Origin of the sequence: Paenibacillus sp. KACC 21273, from assembly GCF_028736095.1 — a bacterium.
In the GTDB taxonomy this organism is placed as follows: Bacteria; Bacillota; Bacilli; order Paenibacillales; family Paenibacillaceae; genus Saccharibacillus; species Saccharibacillus kyungheensis.
This window is the reverse complement of sequence record NZ_CP117876.1, coordinates 1010001-1032137: the sequence shown is the minus strand read 5'-3', so window position 1 is coordinate 1032137 and position 22137 is coordinate 1010001. Positions and strand designations below refer to the sequence as shown.

Annotated in this window: 19 protein-coding genes, 16 tRNA genes and 2 rRNA genes; 4 read left to right on the top strand and 33 right to left on the bottom strand. The window is 41.9% G+C overall.

Features of this window, described 5'->3' with window-relative positions; genetic code table 11:
- Positions 1-91 precede the first annotated feature (91 nt).
- Positions 92-244 (top strand): YycC family protein, encoded by a 153-nt coding sequence (locus PQ460_RS04815; RefSeq protein WP_204826853.1) that lies wholly within the window; start codon positions 92-94, stop codon positions 242-244.
- 2 nt (positions 245-246) lie between these two features.
- On the top strand, positions 247-480 hold the full coding sequence (locus PQ460_RS04810) for a hypothetical protein (RefSeq protein ID WP_273613534.1): 234 nt from the start codon (positions 247-249) through the stop codon (positions 478-480).
- Between the two features lie 78 nt (positions 481-558).
- On the opposite strand, the gene PQ460_RS04805 is transcribed toward PQ460_RS04810, so the two are convergent.
- Complete coding sequence (locus PQ460_RS04805; protein ID WP_204826855.1) at positions 559-1272, bottom strand: DUF2225 domain-containing protein; 714 nt, start codon at positions 1270-1272, stop codon at positions 559-561.
- A gap of 24 nt (positions 1273-1296) precedes the next feature.
- On the bottom strand, positions 1297-1674 hold the full coding sequence (locus PQ460_RS04800; protein WP_273613535.1) for a globin domain-containing protein: 378 nt from the start codon (positions 1672-1674) through the stop codon (positions 1297-1299).
- Between the two features lie 548 nt (positions 1675-2222).
- Between PQ460_RS04800 and PQ460_RS04795 the strand changes: the two genes are divergently transcribed.
- Positions 2223-3029, top strand: a complete 807-nt coding sequence (locus tag PQ460_RS04795) for an NAD kinase (protein WP_204826857.1) — start codon at positions 2223-2225, stop codon at positions 3027-3029.
- A 101-nt stretch (positions 3030-3130) separates the two neighbouring features.
- On the opposite strand, the gene PQ460_RS04790 is transcribed toward PQ460_RS04795, so the two are convergent.
- The gene (locus tag PQ460_RS04790) at positions 3131-3712 is read right to left on the bottom strand and encodes a YutD family protein (RefSeq protein ID WP_274171911.1); all 582 of its coding nucleotides are present in this window, start codon (positions 3710-3712) and stop codon (positions 3131-3133) included.
- Positions 3713-3733: 21 nt separating this feature from the next.
- Positions 3734-4627: a lipoyl synthase gene (gene lipA, locus PQ460_RS04785; RefSeq protein ID WP_273613541.1), complete on the bottom strand. Its 894-nt coding sequence runs from the start codon at positions 4625-4627 to the stop codon at positions 3734-3736.
- Between the two features lie 229 nt (positions 4628-4856).
- Between lipA and PQ460_RS04780 the strand changes: the two genes are divergently transcribed.
- The gene (locus PQ460_RS04780) at positions 4857-6098 is read left to right on the top strand and encodes a multidrug effflux MFS transporter (protein WP_420540623.1); all 1242 of its coding nucleotides are present in this window, start codon (positions 4857-4859) and stop codon (positions 6096-6098) included.
- 144 nt (positions 6099-6242) lie between these two features.
- Here the strand turns inward: PQ460_RS04780 and PQ460_RS04775 are convergent, their stop codons facing one another.
- The 29 genes from PQ460_RS04775 to PQ460_RS04635 all read right to left on the bottom strand — a co-directional run bounded on the left by PQ460_RS04775 (position 6243) and on the right by PQ460_RS04635 (position 22011).
- Positions 6243-7037: a TrmH family RNA methyltransferase gene (locus PQ460_RS04775; protein WP_274171910.1), complete on the bottom strand. Its 795-nt coding sequence runs from the start codon at positions 7035-7037 to the stop codon at positions 6243-6245.
- Positions 7034-7696 carry a potassium channel family protein gene (locus tag PQ460_RS04770; protein WP_274171909.1) on the bottom strand — a complete coding sequence of 221 codons (663 nt, stop codon included), beginning with the start codon at positions 7694-7696 and terminating at the stop codon, positions 7034-7036. Before PQ460_RS04770 ends, PQ460_RS04775 begins: the two co-directional genes overlap by 4 nt.
- A 44-nt stretch (positions 7697-7740) precedes the next feature.
- Positions 7741-9324 (bottom strand): peptide chain release factor 3, encoded by a 1584-nt coding sequence (locus tag PQ460_RS04765; protein ID WP_274171908.1) that lies wholly within the window; start codon positions 9322-9324, stop codon positions 7741-7743.
- A gap of 452 nt (positions 9325-9776) precedes the next feature.
- Complete coding sequence (zwf, locus tag PQ460_RS04760; RefSeq protein WP_274171907.1) at positions 9777-11333, bottom strand: glucose-6-phosphate dehydrogenase; 1557 nt, start codon at positions 11331-11333, stop codon at positions 9777-9779.
- A gap of 140 nt (positions 11334-11473) precedes the next feature.
- A complete protein-coding gene (locus PQ460_RS04755; protein ID WP_273613544.1) occupies positions 11474-12124 on the bottom strand; it encodes a response regulator in 651 nt (216 codons plus the stop codon).
- Positions 12125-12128: 4 nt separating this feature from the next.
- On the bottom strand, positions 12129-13190 hold the full coding sequence (locus PQ460_RS04750; protein ID WP_274171906.1) for a sensor histidine kinase: 1062 nt from the start codon (positions 13188-13190) through the stop codon (positions 12129-12131).
- Positions 13191-13308: 118 nt separating this feature from the next.
- A complete protein-coding gene (gene liaF / locus PQ460_RS04745; RefSeq protein ID WP_274171905.1) occupies positions 13309-13977 on the bottom strand; it encodes a cell wall-active antibiotics response protein LiaF in 669 nt (222 codons plus the stop codon).
- Between the two features lie 172 nt (positions 13978-14149).
- Positions 14150-14887, bottom strand: coding sequence for a PspA/IM30 family protein (locus tag PQ460_RS04740; RefSeq protein ID WP_274171904.1), 738 nt, complete (start codon positions 14885-14887; stop codon positions 14150-14152).
- Position 14888: 1 nt separating this feature from the next.
- Positions 14889-15389, bottom strand: a complete 501-nt coding sequence (locus tag PQ460_RS04735) for a PspC domain-containing protein (protein WP_273613548.1) — start codon at positions 15387-15389, stop codon at positions 14889-14891.
- A 1-nt stretch (position 15390) separates the two neighbouring features.
- A complete protein-coding gene (locus tag PQ460_RS04730; protein ID WP_274171903.1) occupies positions 15391-16062 on the bottom strand; it encodes a PspA/IM30 family protein in 672 nt (223 codons plus the stop codon).
- A gap of 270 nt (positions 16063-16332) precedes the next feature.
- Positions 16333-16662 (bottom strand): hypothetical protein, encoded by a 330-nt coding sequence (locus PQ460_RS04725; protein ID WP_274171902.1) that lies wholly within the window; start codon positions 16660-16662, stop codon positions 16333-16335.
- Positions 16663-17178: 516 nt separating this feature from the next.
- Positions 17179-17258 (bottom strand) — tRNA-Leu (locus PQ460_RS04720).
- A gap of 56 nt (positions 17259-17314) precedes the next feature.
- Positions 17315-17391 (bottom strand) — tRNA-Arg (locus PQ460_RS04715).
- A gap of 18 nt (positions 17392-17409) precedes the next feature.
- Positions 17410-17483 (bottom strand) — tRNA-Cys (locus PQ460_RS04710).
- Positions 17484-17501: 18 nt separating this feature from the next.
- Positions 17502-17576: transfer RNA gene (locus PQ460_RS04705), tRNA-Gly, on the bottom strand.
- Between the two features lie 29 nt (positions 17577-17605).
- A tRNA-Gln gene (locus tag PQ460_RS04700) sits at positions 17606-17680 on the bottom strand.
- An 8-nt stretch (positions 17681-17688) separates the two neighbouring features.
- Positions 17689-17761: transfer RNA gene (locus PQ460_RS04695), tRNA-His, on the bottom strand.
- Between the two features lie 31 nt (positions 17762-17792).
- Positions 17793-17866: transfer RNA gene (locus PQ460_RS04690), tRNA-Trp, on the bottom strand.
- A 7-nt stretch (positions 17867-17873) separates the two neighbouring features.
- Positions 17874-17958 (bottom strand) — tRNA-Tyr (locus PQ460_RS04685).
- Between the two features lie 19 nt (positions 17959-17977).
- Positions 17978-18053, bottom strand: a tRNA-Thr gene (locus PQ460_RS04680).
- A 22-nt stretch (positions 18054-18075) separates the two neighbouring features.
- Positions 18076-18151 (bottom strand) — tRNA-Phe (locus PQ460_RS04675).
- Between the two features lie 96 nt (positions 18152-18247).
- Positions 18248-18323 (bottom strand) — tRNA-Asp (locus PQ460_RS04670).
- A 7-nt stretch (positions 18324-18330) separates the two neighbouring features.
- Positions 18331-18404 (bottom strand) — tRNA-Met (locus PQ460_RS04665).
- A 25-nt stretch (positions 18405-18429) separates the two neighbouring features.
- Positions 18430-18505: transfer RNA gene (locus PQ460_RS04660), tRNA-Val, on the bottom strand.
- A 101-nt stretch (positions 18506-18606) separates the two neighbouring features.
- Positions 18607-18678, bottom strand: a tRNA-Glu gene (locus tag PQ460_RS04655).
- Positions 18679-18685: 7 nt separating this feature from the next.
- A tRNA-Ser gene (locus tag PQ460_RS04650) sits at positions 18686-18777 on the bottom strand.
- A gap of 3 nt (positions 18778-18780) precedes the next feature.
- Positions 18781-18856: transfer RNA gene (locus PQ460_RS04645), tRNA-Asn, on the bottom strand.
- Positions 18857-18908: 52 nt separating this feature from the next.
- Positions 18909-19025, bottom strand: a 5S ribosomal RNA gene (gene rrf / locus PQ460_RS04640).
- Between the two features lie 64 nt (positions 19026-19089).
- A 23S ribosomal RNA gene (locus PQ460_RS04635) occupies positions 19090-22011 on the bottom strand.
- Positions 22012-22137: the final 126 nt, after the last annotated feature.

Genomic DNA, 22137 nt, shown 5'->3' with positions numbered 1-22137 from the left:
AATATAATGCTTGATTTACTGTACCATCGTCAAGTGGGTATAAGTATAGTATACTCTAAATCATCATATTCCAAGATAGGAGGGAAGCTTTATGCAACCACTACAGATCTCAGCAGATACCGCAGTCAAATTGGCGGAGAAGCTGAATGTACCTTTAGAACAACTGATGCATATGCCCAAGCATATCCTGCTTCAAAAAATTGCTGAACTGGCAAAAGAAGACGAAAAAGGCGGCAACGAATAATTATGATTCCTTTTAATCAGACCTGGCCTTACGACATTATTATGAATGATATTTATGTTCATGAATGTCCATTTTGTCAGGCAGAAAATATAATTTTACCACTCAAACCGAAAGAGTTAATTTCGATCCATGAAGGCAAAAAAAAATTACTGGTGTTCCCTTGTTGCAGTAATCGAATCACTTTGTTAGATACCGATTCAGATTATTTGTTAGCAGATACAGTCCTTCGTCACTAATATTCAAATGTATATGTATAGATATTGTAATAATAGCGGACAACTCTAAAGATCATTAGAGTGCCCGCTATTTGTTATTTATGATTCTTTCATTTCCTCTGGCAAATCCATGTTTTTGGATAACATTTGTTCTCGCAATAAAGCCCATTGTTCACGCGAAGCTCGAATCATCGCTGAGTCTGTAATCCGTTTATCATGAATAACACGTGAAAACCATTTAACTGCTTCGTTAAATTCACCCAGTCGGCGGTGTAATTCACCGATCAGATATAATAACTTGGCATCCCCACCACTAACACTTTCAATCTGATACACTTTAATATAAGAATCCAGACAATAGCGTAAAAAGCGAAGTTCTTGCTCTGTTTCACCACCATAGCGATGAATCCAGGCAATATGTTGAAGAAAGCTTGCTATAATGCGTTCTCGATCCCCGATGGCTTGTGCACACATTAATGCGAATTTGTAAGATTCTAACGCTTGCTCTCTAGTACGATGTCCACCCATATCACGCTTGATCAATCGACTGCCGATCTGCTCCATATACAGTTCACGCTGACGATCTGTTAATGTGGCTTGTGAATTTTCAGTAGAAGCAAATCCACAATGCGGGCACATCCGTACAACATAAAAATCAGGATTTTCATGCTGATAATAAGCACAAAAGTCAGAATCACGTCTGGAAGCTCTTTTCATACTTGGACGAACACGACTTGTTTTGAATTCTTCATCACACTGTGGACAGGTGATTTTTATCGTATATAACGGCTCTAACTCTGTTGTCCCCTCCATCTAACCCACTTCCCCCAAATCAAATTAATGCGTATTTACAAAATGATGAGCCGGTCCTGATAAACGATCTACCACAAATACACGTAATTCGTCTTCAATATTTAGCTCCTTCAAAGCTTCATTCATACAGGCTAACCAGGCATCTGCTTTTTCATCGGTAATCGGAAACGCCATATGACGCGCTCTCATCATCGGATGACCATAAGCTTCAGAGAAAAGCGCCGGCCCTCCGAAAAATTGAGAAAGAAACATATATTGTTTCTCCATCACAGGATTGATATCTTCAGGAAAAAGCGGACCAATTAAAGGATCACGCTGTACTTTAGGATAAAAAGCTTCGACCAAGCGCTTGATTCCATCTGCTTCGCCTAGCAATACATACAAAGATTGATCAAATTTCACTATCGCTCGCCAACTTTCTTTCTATACGTCATGTGTCAAATTATATCATAAAAAAGACGCCAAAGATTTCTTTAGCGTCTTTAATCAATGTATAATATATGAAAAAAATATAATGTAAAATACAAGTGCGGTCTAGGTCAATACATGCTTCGATCTTCTTCACCAGATTGAACAAAAGAAGCACGAATGACGTACACGAATAGACATACGAGAATACCGGCAAGAATGCTTGTAGTCATGTTCATCACTCCATTCTAAGTGTGTACTAACAATCATTGACAATTCCGACGACCATTTATACCTTTATTTTATCATACCTTTTTGCAGAATATAACCCTTTTTGCAAACGCTTTCTTTAACAATTAGATTACAAACTCTTTACAGAAGCCTACATTATGTCGGTTATGTATCAGTCATATGACTAAACCCTATTTATTTTAAAATAGATTTACAGTTAAACATTGTGTTCCGCTCAAGAATTGATTATCATCGAAGGTGAGTATATTTACAAAGGATTTAACGATAAAGGACAAAGGAGCTTTCCAAACTTGAGATACTATGTGCTTGATCGTGGAGATCAATTATCTATCGAACTGAGCGAGCAATTCCATAAGCTTGCTGCCGAACGCGGATTTCAGCTAGATGCTGAATCACCAGAGATCGTCGTATCTATTGGTGGAGACGGAACTATGCTTCATGCGTTTCACACATTTATCGATCATATCCCAGATTTAGCATTTGTCGGTATTCATACCGGACATTTAGGATTTTATGCTGACTGGAAAGCAGATGAATTGGCTGATTTAGTTAATTTTATGGCGGGTGAGTCATCAACATCAGATCGTCATCCCAAAATTGTCAAATATCCATTAATTGAATTGGATATTCAGACCAAGAGCGGAACAACTCATCATACCGTACTTAACGAATTTACACTCAAAGGGGTAGACGGAACGACAGTTGTCGCTCAAGTCGATATCAACGATGAGATTTTTGAAATGTTCCGTGGTGATGGTATCTGTGTATCTACGCCTTCGGGGAGTACTGCGTATAACAAAGCACTTGGTGGCGCTATGGTACATCCAACGATTGAAGCTCTTCAGATCGCTGAGATTGCTTCGATCAACAACCGAATTTATCGTACACTCGGTTCTTCGTTAATGTTACCCAAGCATCATCATTGTGATATTCATTCACGCAAACCACAAAAGCTACAATTGACAATGGATCATTTAAATATGTCATTTGATGATCTGATTTCTATTCGTTGTCAGGTTTCCAAAAAGCAAGTAAGCTTTGCACGTTATCGTCCTTATCCATTTTGGAATCGTGTACGTCAATCATTTCTAGGATAAATAAGAACGGTAATACCATATGACTTTAGCTGTATCTAAAAAAAGCTTCCAAACGCCACTGTGATTGTGGAGTTGGAAGCTTTTTGTGTTGAACGAGAAAATTAAGATTTGGAACTTTCTTCGCTTGGTTTTACGTCTGCCTCGACTTCTGTATGACTTTCTACAGATGGAGGTTGTACAGGCTCTGTAGAAGGCTCTACAGGCTTTTCTGTAACAGGTACTTCTACTGTTTCAACAACAGGTGCTACCGGAGTTGCAGGCACGACTGGAGCAGATGCAGGCACAGCTTTGGAAGCTGCTTTATCCTGCTTGTCTTTTTTGGAATGATTTCCTTGTCCTCTAGACGATTTCTCGGATTTCTCAGACTTTTCTGCTTTTTCTCCATTAGCTGGCTTCGGTGGCTCTGCAACTTCTTTTGTTTTTTGCAATACAAAATAAGCACAACCAAAGTTACAGTATTCATTAATATATTCAGTCAAGCTGGATAAAGAAGTATCTTTACCTGCTTTGGGATGTCCATCACGATAAAATCCTTTGAGACGCAATTGATTATAACCCCAGTCTCCTAGAATATAATCATACCGATCCAATACTTCACTATATCGTTCACGGAATATTTCTGCATTCCAACCATCACGATGCTCTTTAATAATTTCGTATGTTTTACCGCCGATTTGAATCAAGGTTCTCCCGCCTTTCAGCATTTAGACCGTCGAGGTTTCCTTCGACTTCGATGCGGATTGAACCTGTTCATGCGCATGATAGGAACTACGGACAAGCGGACCAGACTCAACATGACTGAATCCACGCTTTAATCCTTCTTCTTTTAAAATTGCAAATTCATCAGGAGTATAATATTTAGCCACATCCAAATGTTTTGGTGAAGGCTGCAAATATTGTCCAATCGTCATAATATCGCAATCCATGGCACGAAGGTCATCCATTGTTTTTAAAATTTCATCCCATTCCTCACCTACACCTAGCATAATACTAGATTTGGTTGGAATCGAAGGTTGTAGTGTTTTGGAGTTACGTAACAATTCCATAGAACGAGGATATTTAGCTCTTGCACGAACACGATCAGACATCCGTTCCACTGTTTCAATATTATGATTTAGAATATCCGGTTTAGCATCCATAACAATTTTTAGTGAATCAATATCTCCCATAAAGTCAGGGATCAATACTTCCACACTACAAAGTGGTAAACGCTTGCGAACTGCACGAATCGTTTCCGCAAAAATATGTGCTCCGCCATCTTTCAGATCATCACGGGCTACACTTGTAATTACACAATGTTGAAGCCCCATATTTTCAGCCGCTTCCGCAACCCTTTCTGGCTCTTGCAAATCAAGCTCCGTAGGCATCCCCGTATTGACTGCACAAAAACGACAAGCACGTGTACAAATATCTCCCAAAATCATAAAAGTAGCTGTACGATTCGCCCAGCACTCATAAATGTTAGGACAGCGTGCTTCCTCGCAGACGGTATGAAGAGTTTTGGAACGCATCATACTTTTAATTTCCTGATAGTTACTGTCATTGGTCATCTTGATTTTGATCCATTCAGGTTTCGGTTGTTTGGCTTTAGTGGACAAGATAGTTGACCTTCCTTCCTCGGGTGTAATTGGCTTTCAGGATGTTACAATCTTTTGGGATTTATTATAGCACGAATTAATGCATACCGAAATATTAGGCTTTCCTACTATACTTTATTCGTTTACACTAAATACTATTGCAAGGATGTACAGCCATCTATTTGTCTGAACATCCATTAGCTAAAATGTAAATACAGTCGCATATACTATGCGGTGATAGAAGAAAGGAATGAGAACATTAATGAACAAAGCTTCATCCAATCAACCTTTAACAGCATCTTCCTTAACCCGTTCCAAACGGTTATGGATTGCTTTGATTTTAGGTTCTTTATCTGCGTTTGCTCCATTATCGATTGATATGTACTTACCTGCTTTGCCTACGCTAGCCGAACATTTGAATACCAATGCTTCGCTGGCGCAACTCAGTCTAACTGCTTGCCTGCTCGGTCTAGCATTCGGACAATTACTTGTTGGGCCACTAAGCGATGTAAAAGGTAGACGTGCTCCGCTGATCATCTCATTGATCTTGTATACCGTAGCATCGCTGTGTTGTGCGTTAACACAAAGTATCGGTCTACTGATTGTACTACGCTTTATACAAGGCGTGACAGGAGCTGCTGGGATTGTAATCTCGCGTGCTGTAGTACGTGATCTGTACTCAGGACATGAACTCACCAAGTTTTTCTCGCTTCTGATGCTTATTAACGGTGTAGCTCCAATCGCTGCTCCAATTATCGGGGGCGCATTGCTCAAATTTGTACCGTGGCAAGGTATTTTTATTGTTTTAGCGGTTATCGGGGCAGTGATGTTATTTATGGTGTTGTTTGGTTTACCGGAGACATTACCCAATGAACGCAAAGCTTCTGGTGGACTAAGCTCCACACTACGTACATTTGGACGATTGATTCAAGATCGTCATTTTATCGGCTTCGCCTTATCACAAGCTTTTATTACCGCCGCAATGTTTGCTTATATTGCAGGTTCTCCTTTTGTGGTGCAGAAGATATTCGGTGTATCTGCACAAGGATTTAGTTTGTTTTTTGCTATGAATGGATTAGGCATTGTCATTTTCGCTCAATTAGCAGGTCGTCTATCTGGTAAATATGGCGAATTGGTTATTTTGAAAATCAGTCTAGGGATCGCTTTTACAGCTGCTTTATTGTTATTGATTATTGCGCTGGCTGGTGGTGGACTGTTCCCTATTGCTGCGATGTTATTCTTTGTTGTGTCTTGTGTAGGCTCTGTAGGAGCTACATCGACTTCACTCGCTATGCAAAGTCAGGGCAACGCCGCAGGAAGCGCTTCTGCGCTGTTAGGGCTGCTTCCACTTCTATTAGGTGGAGCGGCTTCTCCATTAGTGGGACTCGGTAGTGGGCTGACTGCTGTGCCGATGAGTGTGGTTATTTTGGTGGCCGAAGTGCTCGCTGTACTGTGCTTTATCAGTTTGGTGAAAAGACCTGCAAAAGTATAAATATTTTCGTTTTTTGCAAGACTGCTATTGTATAAAGTTTATATTATGCTTTACGACATACTAATATGGTAGCTACGACAAAAAAGGAACTTCTCTTTTTAGATGAAGTTCCTTTTTGTTATATTTAATCTTTATATTAGATCATTAAGATATCCGCTGACGCATCGCTTCAAATAACAGTATCGTCGATGCCATCGCCGCATTTAGCGATTCTGCTTGTCCTTGCATCGGAATCAAAATATGCTGATCTACTAACTGCGATACTTCTGCTGAAATGCCTTTGCCTTCATTGCCGATCACGATCCAAGCTCCTGCTGTAAAATTAAATTCATAACAAGATTGACTGGCTTGTAACGATGTACTGAGCACGAGATGCCCTTTTTGCTTCGCAACAGGTAACAGTTCACTAAGATCACTTTCAATCACAGGCAAATGAAACAAGGAACCCATTGTCGAACGAATTGTTTTGGGATTATACAGATCAGCGCAACCTTTACCAAGTACAATACCGGTTGCCCCTGCCGCATCGCTACTACGAATAATCGTGCCCACATTTCCCGGATCTTGTACATTATCCAGTACCATCACTAGACTATGCTCTATCTCAAGCAAGCGATCTGTGAGCGCATTACGTTTGTATACAATAGCAAAAACAGGCTGTGGCGTTTTGGTATCTGTACATTTGGCAAGTATAGCTTCAGATACCGCAATATACTGAGCTCCACCAGAATAATGAGCGATATCTTCGCGCAACTCAGCAGGAATGCCTTTCTCTGTATCATAGACGATACAATCGATATCCCAATCACTGCGAAGAACTTCGCTCACTAAATGAATACCTTCTACAATAAATTTACCCTGCTTATCCCGATGCTTTTTCTCAAGCAATTGCGCCCATTCCTTGACTTTAGCATTCTGGGTCGATAGAATTTCGGTCATTCTTCCAGACCTAATTCCATTTTGAGCAGATCATTTTTTTGACCAACAATAACCAGAATATCATCCGGTTTGAGACGCTCATCCGGTGAAGGCGCAATATTCATCTGGTTGCCACGTTTGATCGCCATTACATTACAGCTATATCTGACACGAATATTGAGTTCTTTTAGATTCGAACCGATCATCGGCTCAGACGCTTTCATTTCCACTATGCTGTAATCTTCTGAAATTTCGATATAATCCAGCACATTCGGTGATGTCAAATGATGCGCTACCCGCACACCCATATCACGTTCCGGGAAAATGACTTTGTCTGCACCGATCCGAGTTAATACTTTACCATGCAGTTCATTTTGTGCTTTCACCAGAATCGTTGGAATATCCATTTCTTTAAGAATCAGTGTTGTTAAGATACTGGATTGAATATCTTCTCCAATCGCAACAACGACTACATCAAAGTTACGTAATCCCAATGAGCGCAAAGCTTCTTCATCGGTAGAATCAGCTGTTACGGCTTGAGTTACGATTTTGGATACTTCTTGTATACGGTGTTCATCTGAATCGATAGCCAATACGTCAAAGCCCATTTCACTCAATGTTTTGGCAATGCTAGAACCAAAGCGTCCGATACCAATAATGGCATACTGCTTTCTAGGCATATTGTAACCTCCAAGCTTTTCATAAGCATATGCTATATTTCTGATTAAGGAGCCATTTCCAAAAACTGAGCATCTGGATTTTTGTCGATTGCTGTACGCATCGCATACTCATTTTCAAATAGGACAACATGATTGCCTTTTTTATCTTTAACCAGTGTAGAGTTGATACGGAATTTGGAAGCATCTACTTTATCTGTAATAATCCAGCGTGCAAATTGGAAAGGCATCCGTTGCAATTGTACATCTACACCATACTCATTTTTCATCCGATATTCAAATACTTCAAATTGCAGTTGTCCTACTACACCTAGAATCGTTTCATCAAAGCTAACAGTATTAAATACTTGAATCGTACCTTCTTCTGTTAACTGATCGATTCCTTTTTGGTACTGTTTGTGCTTGAGTGCATTTTTTACAGTCACTTTAGCAAAAATCTCAGGCGAGAACGTAGGCAATTCATCGAAAATAATATCAGAACCCTGACTTAACGAATCTCCTATACGGAAAATACCTGGATCGAACAAACCTACAATATCGCCAGGATAAGCCGTTTGGACAATATCACGATCCTGTGCCAAAAATTGTTGTGGTTGTGCTAGTTTGATCTCTTTACCTACACGTACATGACGAACACTCATACCACGTTCGAACTTACCGGATACTACACGTAAAAAGGCAATCCGGTCACGGTGAGCTGGATTCATATTCGCTTGAATTTTAAATACATATCCGCTGAACTTATCGTTCATTGGATCGATCATACCTGCTGTACTACGGCGTGGTTCTGGTTTGGGTGCAAGCTCCAAGAAATTTTCTAAGAATGTCTGCACACCAAAGTTATTAACTGCACTACCGAAAAAGATAGGCGTTAATTCACCACGTAATACTTTATCATAATCAAAAGGATCACCTGCTACATCCAACAATTCAATATCTTGGCAAAGCTGATCATACAAAAACTCGCCAGCCATTTCTTTAATAATTGGATCGCGATAATCTTCTACTTTTTGCACTTCAATTGTAGAATGGTCTTTCCCATTAAACAATTCAACCCGTGTTTTCATCCGATCATAGACACCAGACAGCTCGCGTCCCATACCGATCGGCCAGTTCATAGGTACAGAACGAATACCTAGTACTTGCTCTAATTCTTCCATCAATTCAAAAGGACTTTGTCCTTCGCGGTCTAATTTGTTAATAAAAGTAAAGATTGGAATACCACGTTGAGCACATACTTTAAATAGTTTGATCGTCTGTGCTTCTACACCTTTAGCAACGTCAATCAACATCACTGCTGCATCTGCCGCAGTTAACGTACGATACGTATCTTCACTAAAATCTTGGTGACCCGGTGTATCCAGTATATTAATACGATGTCCATTATAATCGAATTGCATCACTGAAGAAGTAACCGAGATACCCCGTTGCTTCTCAATCGCCATCCAGTCACTGGTCGCATGTTTATTTGCTTTACGAGCTTTAACCGAACCCGCTTCACGGATAGCGCCCCCGAATAGCAATAATTTTTCTGTTAATGTTGTTTTCCCGGCATCCGGGTGAGATATAATGGCAAACGTTCTGCGTTTGTCGACTTCATTTTGCAAAGCTTGATCTATCGTTTTACTCATTTCCACGTTCCCTTCTCCTCTTGGTTCATCCCTCTATTATAACACATTTACGACACAAAATAAGAGAAGAAATCGCGGACGCTTCCTATTTGTCGCTACGTCGGAACGATTCTACATAGCTCACGATTTCCGCATCTTCTTTACTCAACAAAAGGATCAGACTTGTCTTGAGTTCGTCCAACCTGCGTATCTCTGCGTCAATCTCTTCAAGTTGAGTACACACTGCTTCTTTTAACGTGTCAATTCCTGTTGCACGACCAAGTACCCGAAGGATATCCCCGATGTTTATCTTTTATCTTTTATCTTTTATCTTTTATCTTTTATCTTTTATCTTTTATCAAAGTCTCTCTTTCTAACATACTTCAAAACAAAAAAGCCGCTTCCTCACTGCCGAATAGCAGTAAAGGAAACGACTTACTTACACATATAGCAAAACTAGATAAACATCAGCGTTAATTGCTACTTCCCATTTGCCAAATCACATCATCTTCATCTTGACCATTCACAGGCCACCAATGATATCCATCTTGCTGAAGCAATAGATGAGTTGCATCGGGTCCCCAAGAACCAGCAGGATATGGTTTTACATCTGTAGGGTTCTGTGCCCATGCATCCGCAATATGATCGATAAAGCTCCAAGCCGCAGATACTTCATCCCAACGGGTAAAGTATGTCGAATCTCCTTGGGCTGCATCTTCGATCAAGCTTTCATACGCTTCTGGCGAGTTGATTCCGATCATACAACTTTGACAGAAATCCATCGCAAGTGGTTGAATTTCAGAATCAGAACCTGGTTTTTTAGCATTGATTTTGATATAAATACCTTCCATTGGATTGACACGAATAACCAATAGATTCGGCTCTAGATTATGACGCTGTCCAAGATATACATTTGTTGGTGTCCGCTTGAATTCAACAATAATCTCCGTTGTTTTCACAGGTAGACGTTTACCAGTACGAATATAGAAAGGTACACCTGACCAGCGGAAATTATCTACAAATAATCGTGCTGCAAAATACGTTTCTGTATTAGAAGCAGGATCTACTTTGTCTTCTTCACGATATCCAGGTAATGTTTTACCTTTAGATTCACCTGCTGTATATTGACCACGTACTACATTTTGATCCACTTCTTCTGGTGTCATATATGCCCGAAGAGAGCGAAGCACTTTTACCTTTTCATCATGAATATCTTCAGGTAATAGACGACTTGGCGGTTCCATCGCGATCATCGCTAACATTTGCAACATATGGTTCTGTCCCATATCACGCAATGCACCGGAATGATCATAATATCCACCACGTTCTTCGACTCCGACCGTTTCACTAAGCGTAATCTGAATATTTGAAATATGCTGATTGTTCCACAATGGTTCAAAGAAAGCATTCGCAAATCGAATCACTTCGATATTTTGCACCATTTCTTTACCTAAATAGTGGTCAATCCGATAAATTTCATCTTCTTCAAACACTTCATTGATCTCTGCATTAAGTTTGCGTGCAGATTCCAGATCATATCCGAAAGGCTTCTCAATCACCAGACGATTCCAGCCTGTACCATCCATCATGCCACCTGCACGAAGGTTAAGCGATACACTGCCAAATAGTTCAGGTGCAAGTGCTAAGAAAAAGAATCGGTTGCCTGGGATACCGTACTTATTCTCAATCACTTCTGTTTGTTCTCTTAACTCTTGGAAACCGGCGACATTGTTAATATCTAACGATTTATATTCAAAATGTTCTGCAAATCGAGTCCAATCTTCTTCGGCTCCGATCTTGTAGCGACAAAACTCTATGATAGACTGATGGAGATCTTCCCGAAATTCTTCATTGGTACGCGGTCGACGCGCTACACCAATGACTGCAAAATCCTCTGCAAGTTTACCTTCACGATACAAACTATAAATAGCAGGAAACAATTTACGTCTTGCCAAATCCCCGGTTGCTCCAAAAATGAAAAATACCGCACTTGGTGTCTGCAATGTCTCAAGATTTTGTTTTCCAGTCATAGCTCCTCAACTTTCTATGTAAAATCTGTAATGTGGTAAACGTATTCTACCATAATTACCCTATCTATCGCTATCTGACCACTATAAGAAGTACTTATATCTTTTGCAAATAAATTTGATATCTGTACGCAAATAGTGTATCACTCGGCTAATCCGTTTTTATACGCATAAATTGCAGCCTGTGTACGATCTTCTACACCTAACTTGGCTAGCAAATTTGTTACATGGAATTTGACCGTTTTGATACCGATAATTAATTCATCTGCAATATCTTGATTGGATTTACCTTGTGCTAGTAAGCGAAGGACATCCATTTCACGATCTGTTAATTCTTCATGAAGTGCACGTTCAAGTGGCTCACGAAAGCGACTCATCATTTTAGAAGCCACTTGTGATTCCAGCACTGATTGTCCTCTAGCAGCAGCTCGAATAGCATCTGCTATTTCACTAGCACGGGATGTTTTAAGCAAATAACTAAAAGCACCTGCTTCGATCACAGGATACATTTTTTCATCATCCAAATAACTTGTCAGTACAATCACTTTACAATCAGAATTGATCTGCAATACACGTCTTGTTGTTTCGATACCGTCCATACCTTCCATCACAAGATCCATTAGAATGACATCCGGTTTGTATTCTTGCGCAAGACGAATACCTTCTTCTCCGTTACTTGCTTCACCCACCACTTCAATACCATCTTCTGTGTCTAGTACAGCCGCAAGTCCAATACGAACCATCTCATGATCGTCGACTAATAATACTTTGATCAATTGCTCATCGTTTTCCATTGTATTATCCCCACCTGCTTTCTTCCGTATTTAAAGTCACAATCGGAATCACAATCTCTATACGTGTTCCTTTTCCAGGAGCAGTTATGTATTGAATAGTGCCTCCGAGTTCATTTGTTCGTTCCTTCATTGTAGATAAGCCGTAAGAAGCTTGTTTGGTTTCGTTTAATTCAAATCCGATTCCATCATCTTTCAAAGTTACCCGTACAGAATCTACCTTTTGCACGATCCGAATCTCCATCCGCTCGGCTTTGGCATGACGTAGTGTATTTGATAAAGACTCCTGTACAATACGGAAAATATGATTTTCTACTCCTTTTAACAACCGCAGATCATCATCCATATCCAAAGTAATTTCCATCGGGATTTTGGCTTGCAATTCGCGAATTAATTCCCGTAACCCCTGAGACAGACGCTTCCCTTCTAGATATACAGGGCGAAGATGCAATAGTAGCGCTCTCATTTCCGATTGTGCAACAGATGACATTTCTTCTATTAATTCAACCTGACGCTTAGCACGGGCTGGATTACTATCAAAAGTACGTCCTATCGCTGTCGCTGTCATCGAAATCGCAAACAACTGCTGAGAGACTGCATCATGCAATTCTCGCGCTAAACGCTGACGTTCTTCGATAATAGCTGTAATTCTAGCCTGTTCTGCCAATTGTGCATTGTTAGTAGATAAACGTTGCAGACTACTAATCTGATCTTCCCACTTTTTACCGATGCGATCAATTTGCTCACCCAGTCGTGACCATTCATCATTTCCCCATTGAGGAGCCGCTTGCGACCAATTGCCTTTTTCCCACATCAATAACGTATCCCGTAATTTATCCAGACGCATTTTGAGCCTAAGCGCATGATATAAACCATATAATGCACCTACAACAATAACCGGTACCAATAACGCTGCACCAGTCTGTAATAAAGAAGGCCAGGATAAATCTATTTTCAAATGACCAGAGGTATATAGTACATAAATAATAATAACCAGTAATAAGAAGGACAGTAAAACCCCTTCACTCATACTGCGGACAATCAAGTCAGCAGGTTTTCTTTTTTTCACGTATCAAGTCCTCCTGCTTTTCTGACTTTTTAAAAATTTAGTACCTTTTATCCATTCATTAGCTTGATAGAAATAGCCTACTGCTACTGCTGTAAAAGTCTACTTTTGCATAAACAGATTACGAGGATAATCGAATATTTAAATCTCCTGCAATATACGAAATAACCAACTTCACTTTTTGTTTACTGGTAGCATAATTAGCTGATTTCCATTGCAATCGATTCTGCACTCCTTGTTGCCGTTCTGCTATAGGATATCCATTCGATTCACAGCCAATCTGACCAAACAATAAATAAGCTTCAATTTCTACACCATAATCTTCTGGTATCGAAAAGTCCAGATCTCCTAATATTCCTTGAAAATAAAGAACAGTCTCCGATTCATCAGGCATAGCCAGCGACAGATCACAATCAATATCTCCGATAGCATGCCATGAACTAGAACTTTGCATCATCCACGGTTCACGATCATAACGCATATTTGTGATAAATCCTTGTTTCAAACGATATGGTTGTCCCCGATGGACTTTATTAGCATGTACATAAAACCATCCTAGCGATATCAAAGTAACCCCGACCACAATCATCAAATGATCTAACAACAATAACCCTAATCCTATTCCGCCGAAAATATACCCTTGTCTCATCGCTCCACTACGTAAACGCATAATTCCAATTAGCAACAAAAGAAGTGCGGCAACCGTAAAAAAGCCAAATGATACACCCAAAAGCACCTGCAAGCCAATCGCAATTAATAACACTGCAAATATTTTTCTTTTTCTTCCCATAACCGCACCTCCTTTACTGCTAATAATAGAAAAGCCATACCCGCATGATGACACATACGCTGTATGGCTTCGCCTGTTCTAGCATATCATATTGTCATTTTAATAACTATGATTTACATCTATGAATAGCTATATAACATCTATGAGCACTTAGTCTGCTCAAAAGAACAAATTAATATTGTGTATCTTCTTTAGAAAGAGATGGACCTTCAGATGGATTAGATTCAATCGTTTTAGGTGCTAATTTACTTTTCAGCAAATTCAATTGCTCATCCACTCTAAGTTGTTTTTCTGCATCTTCTGCACTCACATACGGGCTTGATCCATAACCAGAACGGTAAGGAGCACGCATTACATCTGCTTCTGCTTCCATTTGCATGATTTTCTCTTCCATGCGGTTAAATCCAAGCGAAGCGCCGCCTTTATCAATTGAATTTACAGAACTTACTTGAGCCATTTGTTTTTTCGCTTTTGCCATTTGAGCACGAGAAACCAATTCATTACGTTTGTTACGCATTTTGTAGAACTCGTCTTTCATTTCATGCAATTGGTTCATCATATCTGTCACTTGCTCTTTAGCTTGGCTGTGCATTTCAGAATACTCAGTGAATTTTTGATCAAAATACAACTTTTCTTCTAGCAATTTACGAGCCACTTCTTCTTGACCATTTTTAAGTGCAGCGGTTGCTTGGCTTTCACGTTGCATACCTACACGTGCAGCTTCATCAAAACGTTGTTTCATACGACGTTCATTTGCCATTTGTTTAGCTACAGTAACCTCTGCTTGATGAATTTCTGCTTCCATATCACGCAGATATTGATTTAACATTACAATTGGATCTTCTACCTTATCTAGTAAATCATTCACCGATGCCTTAGTCATATCTTTCAATCTTTTAAAAACTCCCATATTATAAATCTCCCTTCTCATATTGAGCGACTTTTTTTCTTAATTGTTCTACTTCTTTACGTAAAGCTTTATTTTCAATACCTTCCATCATCGAATCAAGATCACCATTTGATTTGGATGTCTGATCTGGAGCTTGTTGTGGAGGGCGGTTTTTCCCAAAATAACGAGAATTGCTTTTTTGTGGAGCATCATACGTATTAGGTTCATACGCATTTTGTGAAGTACCCCAGTATCCGCCATAACTTTGACGCGGACCATAACGATCTTCTTGATATTCTTCATGAAAAGGACTTTGTTCAAAAGGACGATATACTGGCGGTTGTTTAGGTACAATCAGTGCTGCAATAATATAGATCAACACTGTCGTTGTTCCGGTAAAAGGAATACTTAATATTAACAGAACCCGCAACAACGTAGGATTAATCTGAAAATATTCAGCTAGACCGCCACTAAGTCCCGTCAAAATCCGATCATGATTTGAACGATATAACTTCGGACGCATATTACTCCTCCTTACGATCTGCATCAAGCTTACGTCTTAACCGTTCCAATTCCTCATCTAACGACACACCATTCGTTGTGCCTGAACCAGAAGAATAAGAATCACCATTTCGCAAATCCCGTAATGCTTTGGCTTCAATCTCCCAATCAGAAATGCGATCTTCTAATCGTCCAAATGCTTGTGGTGTGCTTTGTACCGCATTACCAAAACGACGATTCATCTGTTGTTGCAAACGAAGAGTCTCCATACGAGCATAATAATACTCACGTTTGCTATAGACTGCTTGGTACTCTGATTTTAATGTATTTAATTGAGCCTGTACTTCTCGCAAAGCTTCTGTATTTTGATCCAACAATTCAGAATACTGATTTTCTTTTTCTTCATACATCACTTTTTCTTGCAAAGCCATACGAGCCAAATCTTCTTCTTCAGCCTGTAGAGCTAACATCGCTTGTTCTTCGCGCTTTTGACGCATCGCAGATGCCTGATCTACATGTTGTTTTAACTGACGTGTATGTTGAGTCACATGATGCTGCAATTGTTCAGCTTCTGTAATAGCACGTCGTGTATCTAAAAGAAATTGATCAATCATTCTCACAGGATCTTGACTCTGTTCTAATCTTTCATTTAAAGTAGCCACCGTAATATCACGTACACGTTTAAAAACGTTCATGAATAATTGCTCCCTCCCTTGCTTGATCACAAGTGATCTTTTTTGATATTCATCTATATCGTATTGCATCATATCGAACAAGTATGAATAACAGATGAAATCAACTATTACTAATATTTTACTACTTTTTTCAAAAATAACTTACAATATTTCGTAATAACATCTTATTATCTTTATATCGTACAATATAAATCGCTTTATTAGAATGTTACCCATTCACAGCCTGTACATCAACAATAAGAAGTGATTTACATAAAGAATATGATCTGTTTAGAACATTCTATTCTGTTCTTGTTGATGATGACGATTTTTTAGTAATGAATAACCCCACCATATTAATGCGATTCCAATAGCAGGCCCGATAATCCAAGACAATTTAGCAAATAGGATACACGCACCTATAACGGATAATGCAATTCCTAAAAATCGATGTCCGCTTTGTAAAGCATAATATCCAAGTACAAGTAATGCGACTGGGAATAATAGTCCTATCAGATAACTGAGTAGACTATGTACTTCGGGTAAAAATTTGCCAAAAACCATCAACACACCGATGAAAATTAATGCAAAAGCAGCTATACTTTTACGATTTATGCGCAAATGTTCCACCTCCTTTACCTCGTTATTGGTATTCATCATTTTCGGTATACACTTCTTAGATGTTGATCTTTAGCCAGATAACAATACTTTAAGATTGTAAAGCAAGTACCTTTTTACTTTCCTATCTGGTTGTAGCAAATGTTGTCTTTGCCTTATATACACATTGTAAAGTAGAATTGTATTCTGCAAAATGGACTACAGGTGGTTTTTTATCCTAGACCTTAGACGGGGAGCCCTTGTGAATTATCCGATTAACTTATATATATTCAATTTAAGTACATACTACATACTACATACTACATACTACATACTACATACTACATACTACATACTACATACTACATACTACATACTACATACTACATACTACATACTACATACTACATACTACATACTACATACTACATACTACATACTACATACTACATACTACATACTGAACAAGTATGCTGTGTGATTCTAAAAAAGCAAATAAAAAAAGCACTAGATCATTTGATCTAGTGCTTTTCATGTGTATGCCGGTGAAGGGACTCGAACCCCCACGGTTTCCCTCACGATTTTGAGTCGCGCGCGTCTGCCAATTCCGCCACACCGGCTAAGTAAAAATAATGCTATTTTTTTGGTACTTCCATTTAAAACATAAGAGCTAAAATGGCGCGCCCTAAGAGATTCGAACTCCTGGCCTTTTGATTCGTAGTCAAACGCTCTATCCAGCTGAGCTAAGGGCGCAAGAATTTAAAAAATAACTGGAGGCGCCACCCAGATTCGAACTGGGGATAGAGCTTTTGCAGAGCTGTGCCTTACCACTTGGCTATGGCGCCATATTATATTGTAAAATTTGGAGCGGACGATGGGAATCGAACCCACGACCCTCGCCTTGGCAAGGCGATGCTCTACCGCTGAGCCACGTCCGCTTACATATCATTTAAGTAAAAGTAAATAATGGCTGGGGATATAGGATTTGAACCTATGCATGACGGAGTCAAAGTCCGTTGCCTTACCGCTTGGCTAATCCCCAATAAAAAGGGCGACCGATGGGACTTGAACCCACGAATGCCGGAGTCACAGTCCGGTGCGTTAACCCCTTCGCCACGATCGCCATGCTATAAAATAAATCATTAATGTTATATTGGCAGGGGCAGCAGGAATTGAACCCACACTAACGGTTTTGGAGACCGTTGTTCTACCTTTAAACTATGCCCCTTCAAAACTGGTGGAGGCTGATGGATTCGAACCACCGAACTCGGAGAGAACAGATTTACAGTCTGCTGCGTTTGGCCACTTCGCTAAGCCTCCACAATAAATAAAAAAAAGATGGTGCCGGCGAGAGGATTTGAACCCCCGACCTACTGATTACAAGTCAGTTGCTCTACCAACTGAGCTACACCGGCAAGTGTTATACATTAAGCTAAATGGTGGCTCGGGACGGAATCGAACCGCCGACACGAGGATTTTCAGTCCTCTGCTCTACCGACTGAGCTACCGAGCCGTAGTCTAATGTATTGCTGTGTGTCGACTCTTCTACTCAATCACGATGATAACCATCTATTAATGTAGTGAGTTGATACTTTTATAAAGCAATTAATGGCGGAACCGACGGGATTTGAACCCGCGATCTCCTGCGTGACAGGCAGGCATGTTAACCCCTACACCACGGTTCCAGATTAATTGCGGGGACAGGATTTGAACCTGTGACCTTCGGGTTATGAGCCCGACGAGCTACCGGACTGCTCCACCCCGCGTCATTGTTCTTACTATAGTATTCTATGGTGGAGGTTGACGGGATCGAACCGCCGACCCTCTGCTTGTAAGGCAGATGCTCTCCCAGCTGAGCTAAACCTCCATTGTGACACAAAACATATTATATCATTTTTTGATTAGCATTGTCAAGTTATTTTTATAAGCAATGTTACTAAACTTAACAATGTAATGAAAGAAAAGATATGACCCGTAGGGGACTCGAACCCCTGTTACCTCCGTGAAAGGGAGGTGTCTTAACCACTTGACCAACGGGCCTTACTTGTGGCGGAGAGAGAGGGATTCGAACCCTCGAGACGCTTGTGACGCCTACACGATTTCCAATCGTGCTCCTTCGGCCAACTCGGACACCTCTCCATATGGCTCCCCGAACAGGACTCGAACCTGTGACAACTCGATTAACAGTCGAGTGCTCTACCAACTGAGCTATCAGGGAATAGTCACCGCTTCGCCGGATCTCTCCTCGAAACGGTCAATCGTCTTGCTTTGCTTGGCAACGTCCTACTCTCCCAGGACCCTGCGGTCCAAGTACCATCGGCGCTGGAGGGCTTAACGGTCGTGTTCGGGATGGGTACGTGTGGAACCCCTCCGCCATCATTACCAAACGGGCAGGTGTGTTGCTCCCTGAAAACTGAATCCGAAAACGAAAAACATCGCGTGTTAGCTTTATTGGATAAGCCCTCGACCGATTAGTATTGGTCAGCTCCATGCCTTGCGGCACTTCCACCCCCAACCTATTGACCTCGTCGTCTACAAGGGGTCTTACATACTGGGAAATCTCATCTTGAGGGGGGCTTCACGCTTAGATGCTTTCAGCGCTTATCCCTTCCGCACGTAGCTACCCAGCGATGCTCCTGGCGGAACAACTGGTACACCAGCGGTGCGTCCATCCCGGTCCTCTCGTACTAAGGACAGCTCCTCTCAAATTTCCTACGCCCACGACAGATAGGGACCGAACTGTCTCACGACGTTCTGAACCCAGCTCGCGTACCGCTTTAATGGGCGAACAGCCCAACCCTTGGGACCTACTTCAGCCCCAGGATGCGATGAGCCGACATCGAGGTGCCAAACCTCCCCGTCGATGTGGACTCTTGGGGGAGATAAGCCTGTTATCCCCAGGGTAGCTTTTATCCGTTGAGCGATGGCCCTTCCATGCGGTACCACCGGATCACTAAGCCCGACTTTCGTCCCTGCTCGACGTGTCTGTCTCGCAGTCAAGCTCCCTTATGCCTTTACACTCTTCGAATGATTTCCAACCATTCTGAGGGAACCTTAGGGCGCCTCCGTTACACTTTAGGAGGCGACCGCCCCAGTCAAACTGCCCACCTGACACGGTCCCTGTACCGGATCACGGTACGAGGTTAGAACTCAAATGCGATCAGGGTGGTATCCCAACGGCGCCTCAACGAAGCTTGCGCTCCGATGTCTACGGCTCCCACCTATCCTGTACAAATCGCACCCCAGTTCAATATCAAGTTGCAGTAAAGCTCCATGGGGTCTTTCCGTCTTGTCGCGGGTAACCTGCATCTTCACAGGTATTAAAATTTCACCGGATCTCTCGTTGAGACAGCGCCCAAATCGTTACGCCATTCGTGCGGGTCAGAATTTACCTGACAAGGAATTTCGCTACCTTAGGACCGTTATAGTTACGGCCGCCGTTTACTGGGGCTTCGGTTCATAGCTTCGCTTGCGCTAACCACTCCCCTTAACCTTCCAGCACCGGGCAGGCGTCAGCCCGTATACTTCGCCTTGCGGCTTCGCACAGACCTGTGTTTTTGCTAAACAGTCGCTTGGGCCTTTTCACTGCGGCCCCCTCGTGCTATTCACACTACCGGGGCACCCCTTCTCCCGAAGTTACGGGGTCATTTTGCCGAGTTCCTTAACGAGAGTTCTTCCGCGCGCCTTAGAATTCTCTTCTCACCCACCTGTGTCGGTTTACGGTACGGGCACCTGCTTCCTGGCTAGAGACTTTTCTTGGCAGTGTGAAATCATGACCTTCGCTACTATAATTTTCGCTCCTCATCACAGCCTGGCCTTGGGGTATGCGGATTTGCCTACATACCAGCCTCACTGCTTGAACGGACATCCATCAGTCCGCGTCACTATCCTCCTGCGTCATCCCATTGCTCATAACGGCTTTCGGTGGTACAGGAATTTCAACCTGTTGTCCGTCGACTACGCCTTTCGGCCTCGCCTTAGGTCCCGACTTACCCTGAGAGGACGAGCCTTCCTCAGGAATCCTTGGGTTTTCGGCGGATCAGATTCTCACTGATCTTTTCGTTACTCATACCGGCATTCTCACTTGAATGAGGTCCAGCGCTCCTTGCGGTACACCTTCAATCTTCATTCAACGCTCCCCTACCCCTGATACAACGTATCAAGCCATAGCTTCGGTGGTGTGTTTAGCCCCGTTACATTTTCGGCGCAAAGTCACTCGACCAGTGAGCTATTACGCACTCTTTCAATGGTGGCTGCTTCTAAGCCAACATCCTGGTTGTCTGTGCAACTTCACATCCTTTCCCACTTAACACACACTTGGGGACCTTAGCTGATGGTCTGGGCTGTTTCCCTTTCGACAATGGATCTTAGCACTCACTGTCTGACTCCCGGAATAAAGTCTGTGGCATTCGGAGTTTGACTGAACTTGGTAACCCTTGCGGGCCCCGCATCCAATCAGTGCTCTACCTCCACGACTCATCTTCCGAGGCTAGCCCTAAAGCTATTTCGGGGAGAACCAGCTATCTCCAGGTTCGATTGGAATTTCTCCGCTACCCCCACCTCATCCCCGCACTTTTCAACGTGCGTGGGTTCGGGCCTCCAGTACGTGTTACCGTACCTTCACCCTGGACAGGGGTAGATCACCTGGTTTCGGGTCTACGTCCACGTACTCAGTCGCCCTATTCAGACTCGCTTTCGCTGCGGCTCCGGCTTTTCACCTTAACCTTGCACGGGAACGTAACTCGCCGGTTCATTCTACAAAAGGCACGCCATCACCCAGTAATAGGGCTCTGACTTTTTGTAAGCACACGGTTTCAGGTTCTATTTCACTCCCCTTCCGGGGTCCTTTTCACCTTTCCCTCACGGTACTGCTTCACTATCGGTCGCTAGGGAGTATTTAGCCTTACCAGATGGTCCTGGCAGATTCATACGGGGTTTCACGTGCCCCGCACTACTCGGGATCCGTCTCGGAGAGAGCATCATTTCATCTACAGGGCTTTCACCTTTTTTAGCGGGCCTTTCCAGACCTCTTCAATTACGATACTCCTTTGTAACTCCAAAGAGACGTCCCACAACCCCAACAAGCAAGCTCATTGGTTTGGGCTGTTCCGCGTTCGCTCGCCGCTACTGACGGAATCACTCTTGTTTTCTGTTCCTGAGGGTACTTAGATGTTTCAGTTCCCCTCGTCTGCCTCTGCACACCCTATGTATTCAGGTGTGAGTAACTGGAGATGAATCCAGTTAGGTTTCCCCATTCGGACATCCCCGGATCACAGCTTGCTTACAGCTCCCCGAGGCCTTATCGTTGTTCGCCACGTCCTTCATCGGCTCCTAGCGCCTAGGCATCCACCGTGTGCTCTTAGTAGCTTAACCTAAGTGTTTCTAAATCAATTAGAAACGGTGTATTTCAATTTCTCGCCTACCACTGTTTGCACAGTTTGTAGAGAAGAAACCTTCTAAAACGCGATGTTTCGTTTTCGGTATCCAGTTTTCAAGGAT

Excerpts from the sequence above, each read along its gene's own strand:
- PQ460_RS04815 (WP_204826853.1), top strand. The coding sequence starts at position 92 with ATGCAACCACTACAGATCTCAGCAGATACCGCAGTCAAATTGGCGGAG.
- PQ460_RS04810 (WP_273613534.1), top strand. The coding sequence starts at position 247 with ATGATTCCTTTTAATCAGACCTGGCCTTACGACATTATTATGAATGAT.
- PQ460_RS04805 (WP_204826855.1), bottom strand. The coding sequence starts at position 1,272 with ATGGAGGGGACAACAGAGTTAGAGCCGTTATATACGATAAAAATCACC.
- PQ460_RS04780 (WP_420540623.1), top strand. The coding sequence starts at position 4,857 with ATGAGAACATTAATGAACAAAGCTTCATCCAATCAACCTTTAACAGCA.
- PQ460_RS04775 (WP_274171910.1), bottom strand. The coding sequence starts at position 7,037 with ATGACCGAAATTCTATCGACCCAGAATGCTAAAGTCAAGGAATGGGCG.
- PQ460_RS04770 (WP_274171909.1), bottom strand. The coding sequence starts at position 7,696 with ATGCCTAGAAAGCAGTATGCCATTATTGGTATCGGACGCTTTGGTTCT.
- PQ460_RS04765 (WP_274171908.1), bottom strand. The coding sequence starts at position 9,324 with ATGAGTAAAACGATAGATCAAGCTTTGCAAAATGAAGTCGACAAACGC.
- zwf (WP_274171907.1), bottom strand. The coding sequence starts at position 11,333 with ATGACTGGAAAACAAAATCTTGAGACATTGCAGACACCAAGTGCGGTA.
- PQ460_RS04755 (WP_273613544.1), bottom strand. The coding sequence starts at position 12,124 with ATGGAAAACGATGAGCAATTGATCAAAGTATTATTAGTCGACGATCAT.
- liaF (WP_274171905.1), bottom strand. The coding sequence starts at position 13,977 with ATGGGAAGAAAAAGAAAAATATTTGCAGTGTTATTAATTGCGATTGGC.
- PQ460_RS04740 (WP_274171904.1), bottom strand. The coding sequence starts at position 14,887 with ATGGGAGTTTTTAAAAGATTGAAAGATATGACTAAGGCATCGGTGAAT.
- PQ460_RS04735 (WP_273613548.1), bottom strand. The coding sequence starts at position 15,389 with ATGCGTCCGAAGTTATATCGTTCAAATCATGATCGGATTTTGACGGGA.
- PQ460_RS04730 (WP_274171903.1), bottom strand. The coding sequence starts at position 16,062 with ATGAACGTTTTTAAACGTGTACGTGATATTACGGTGGCTACTTTAAAT.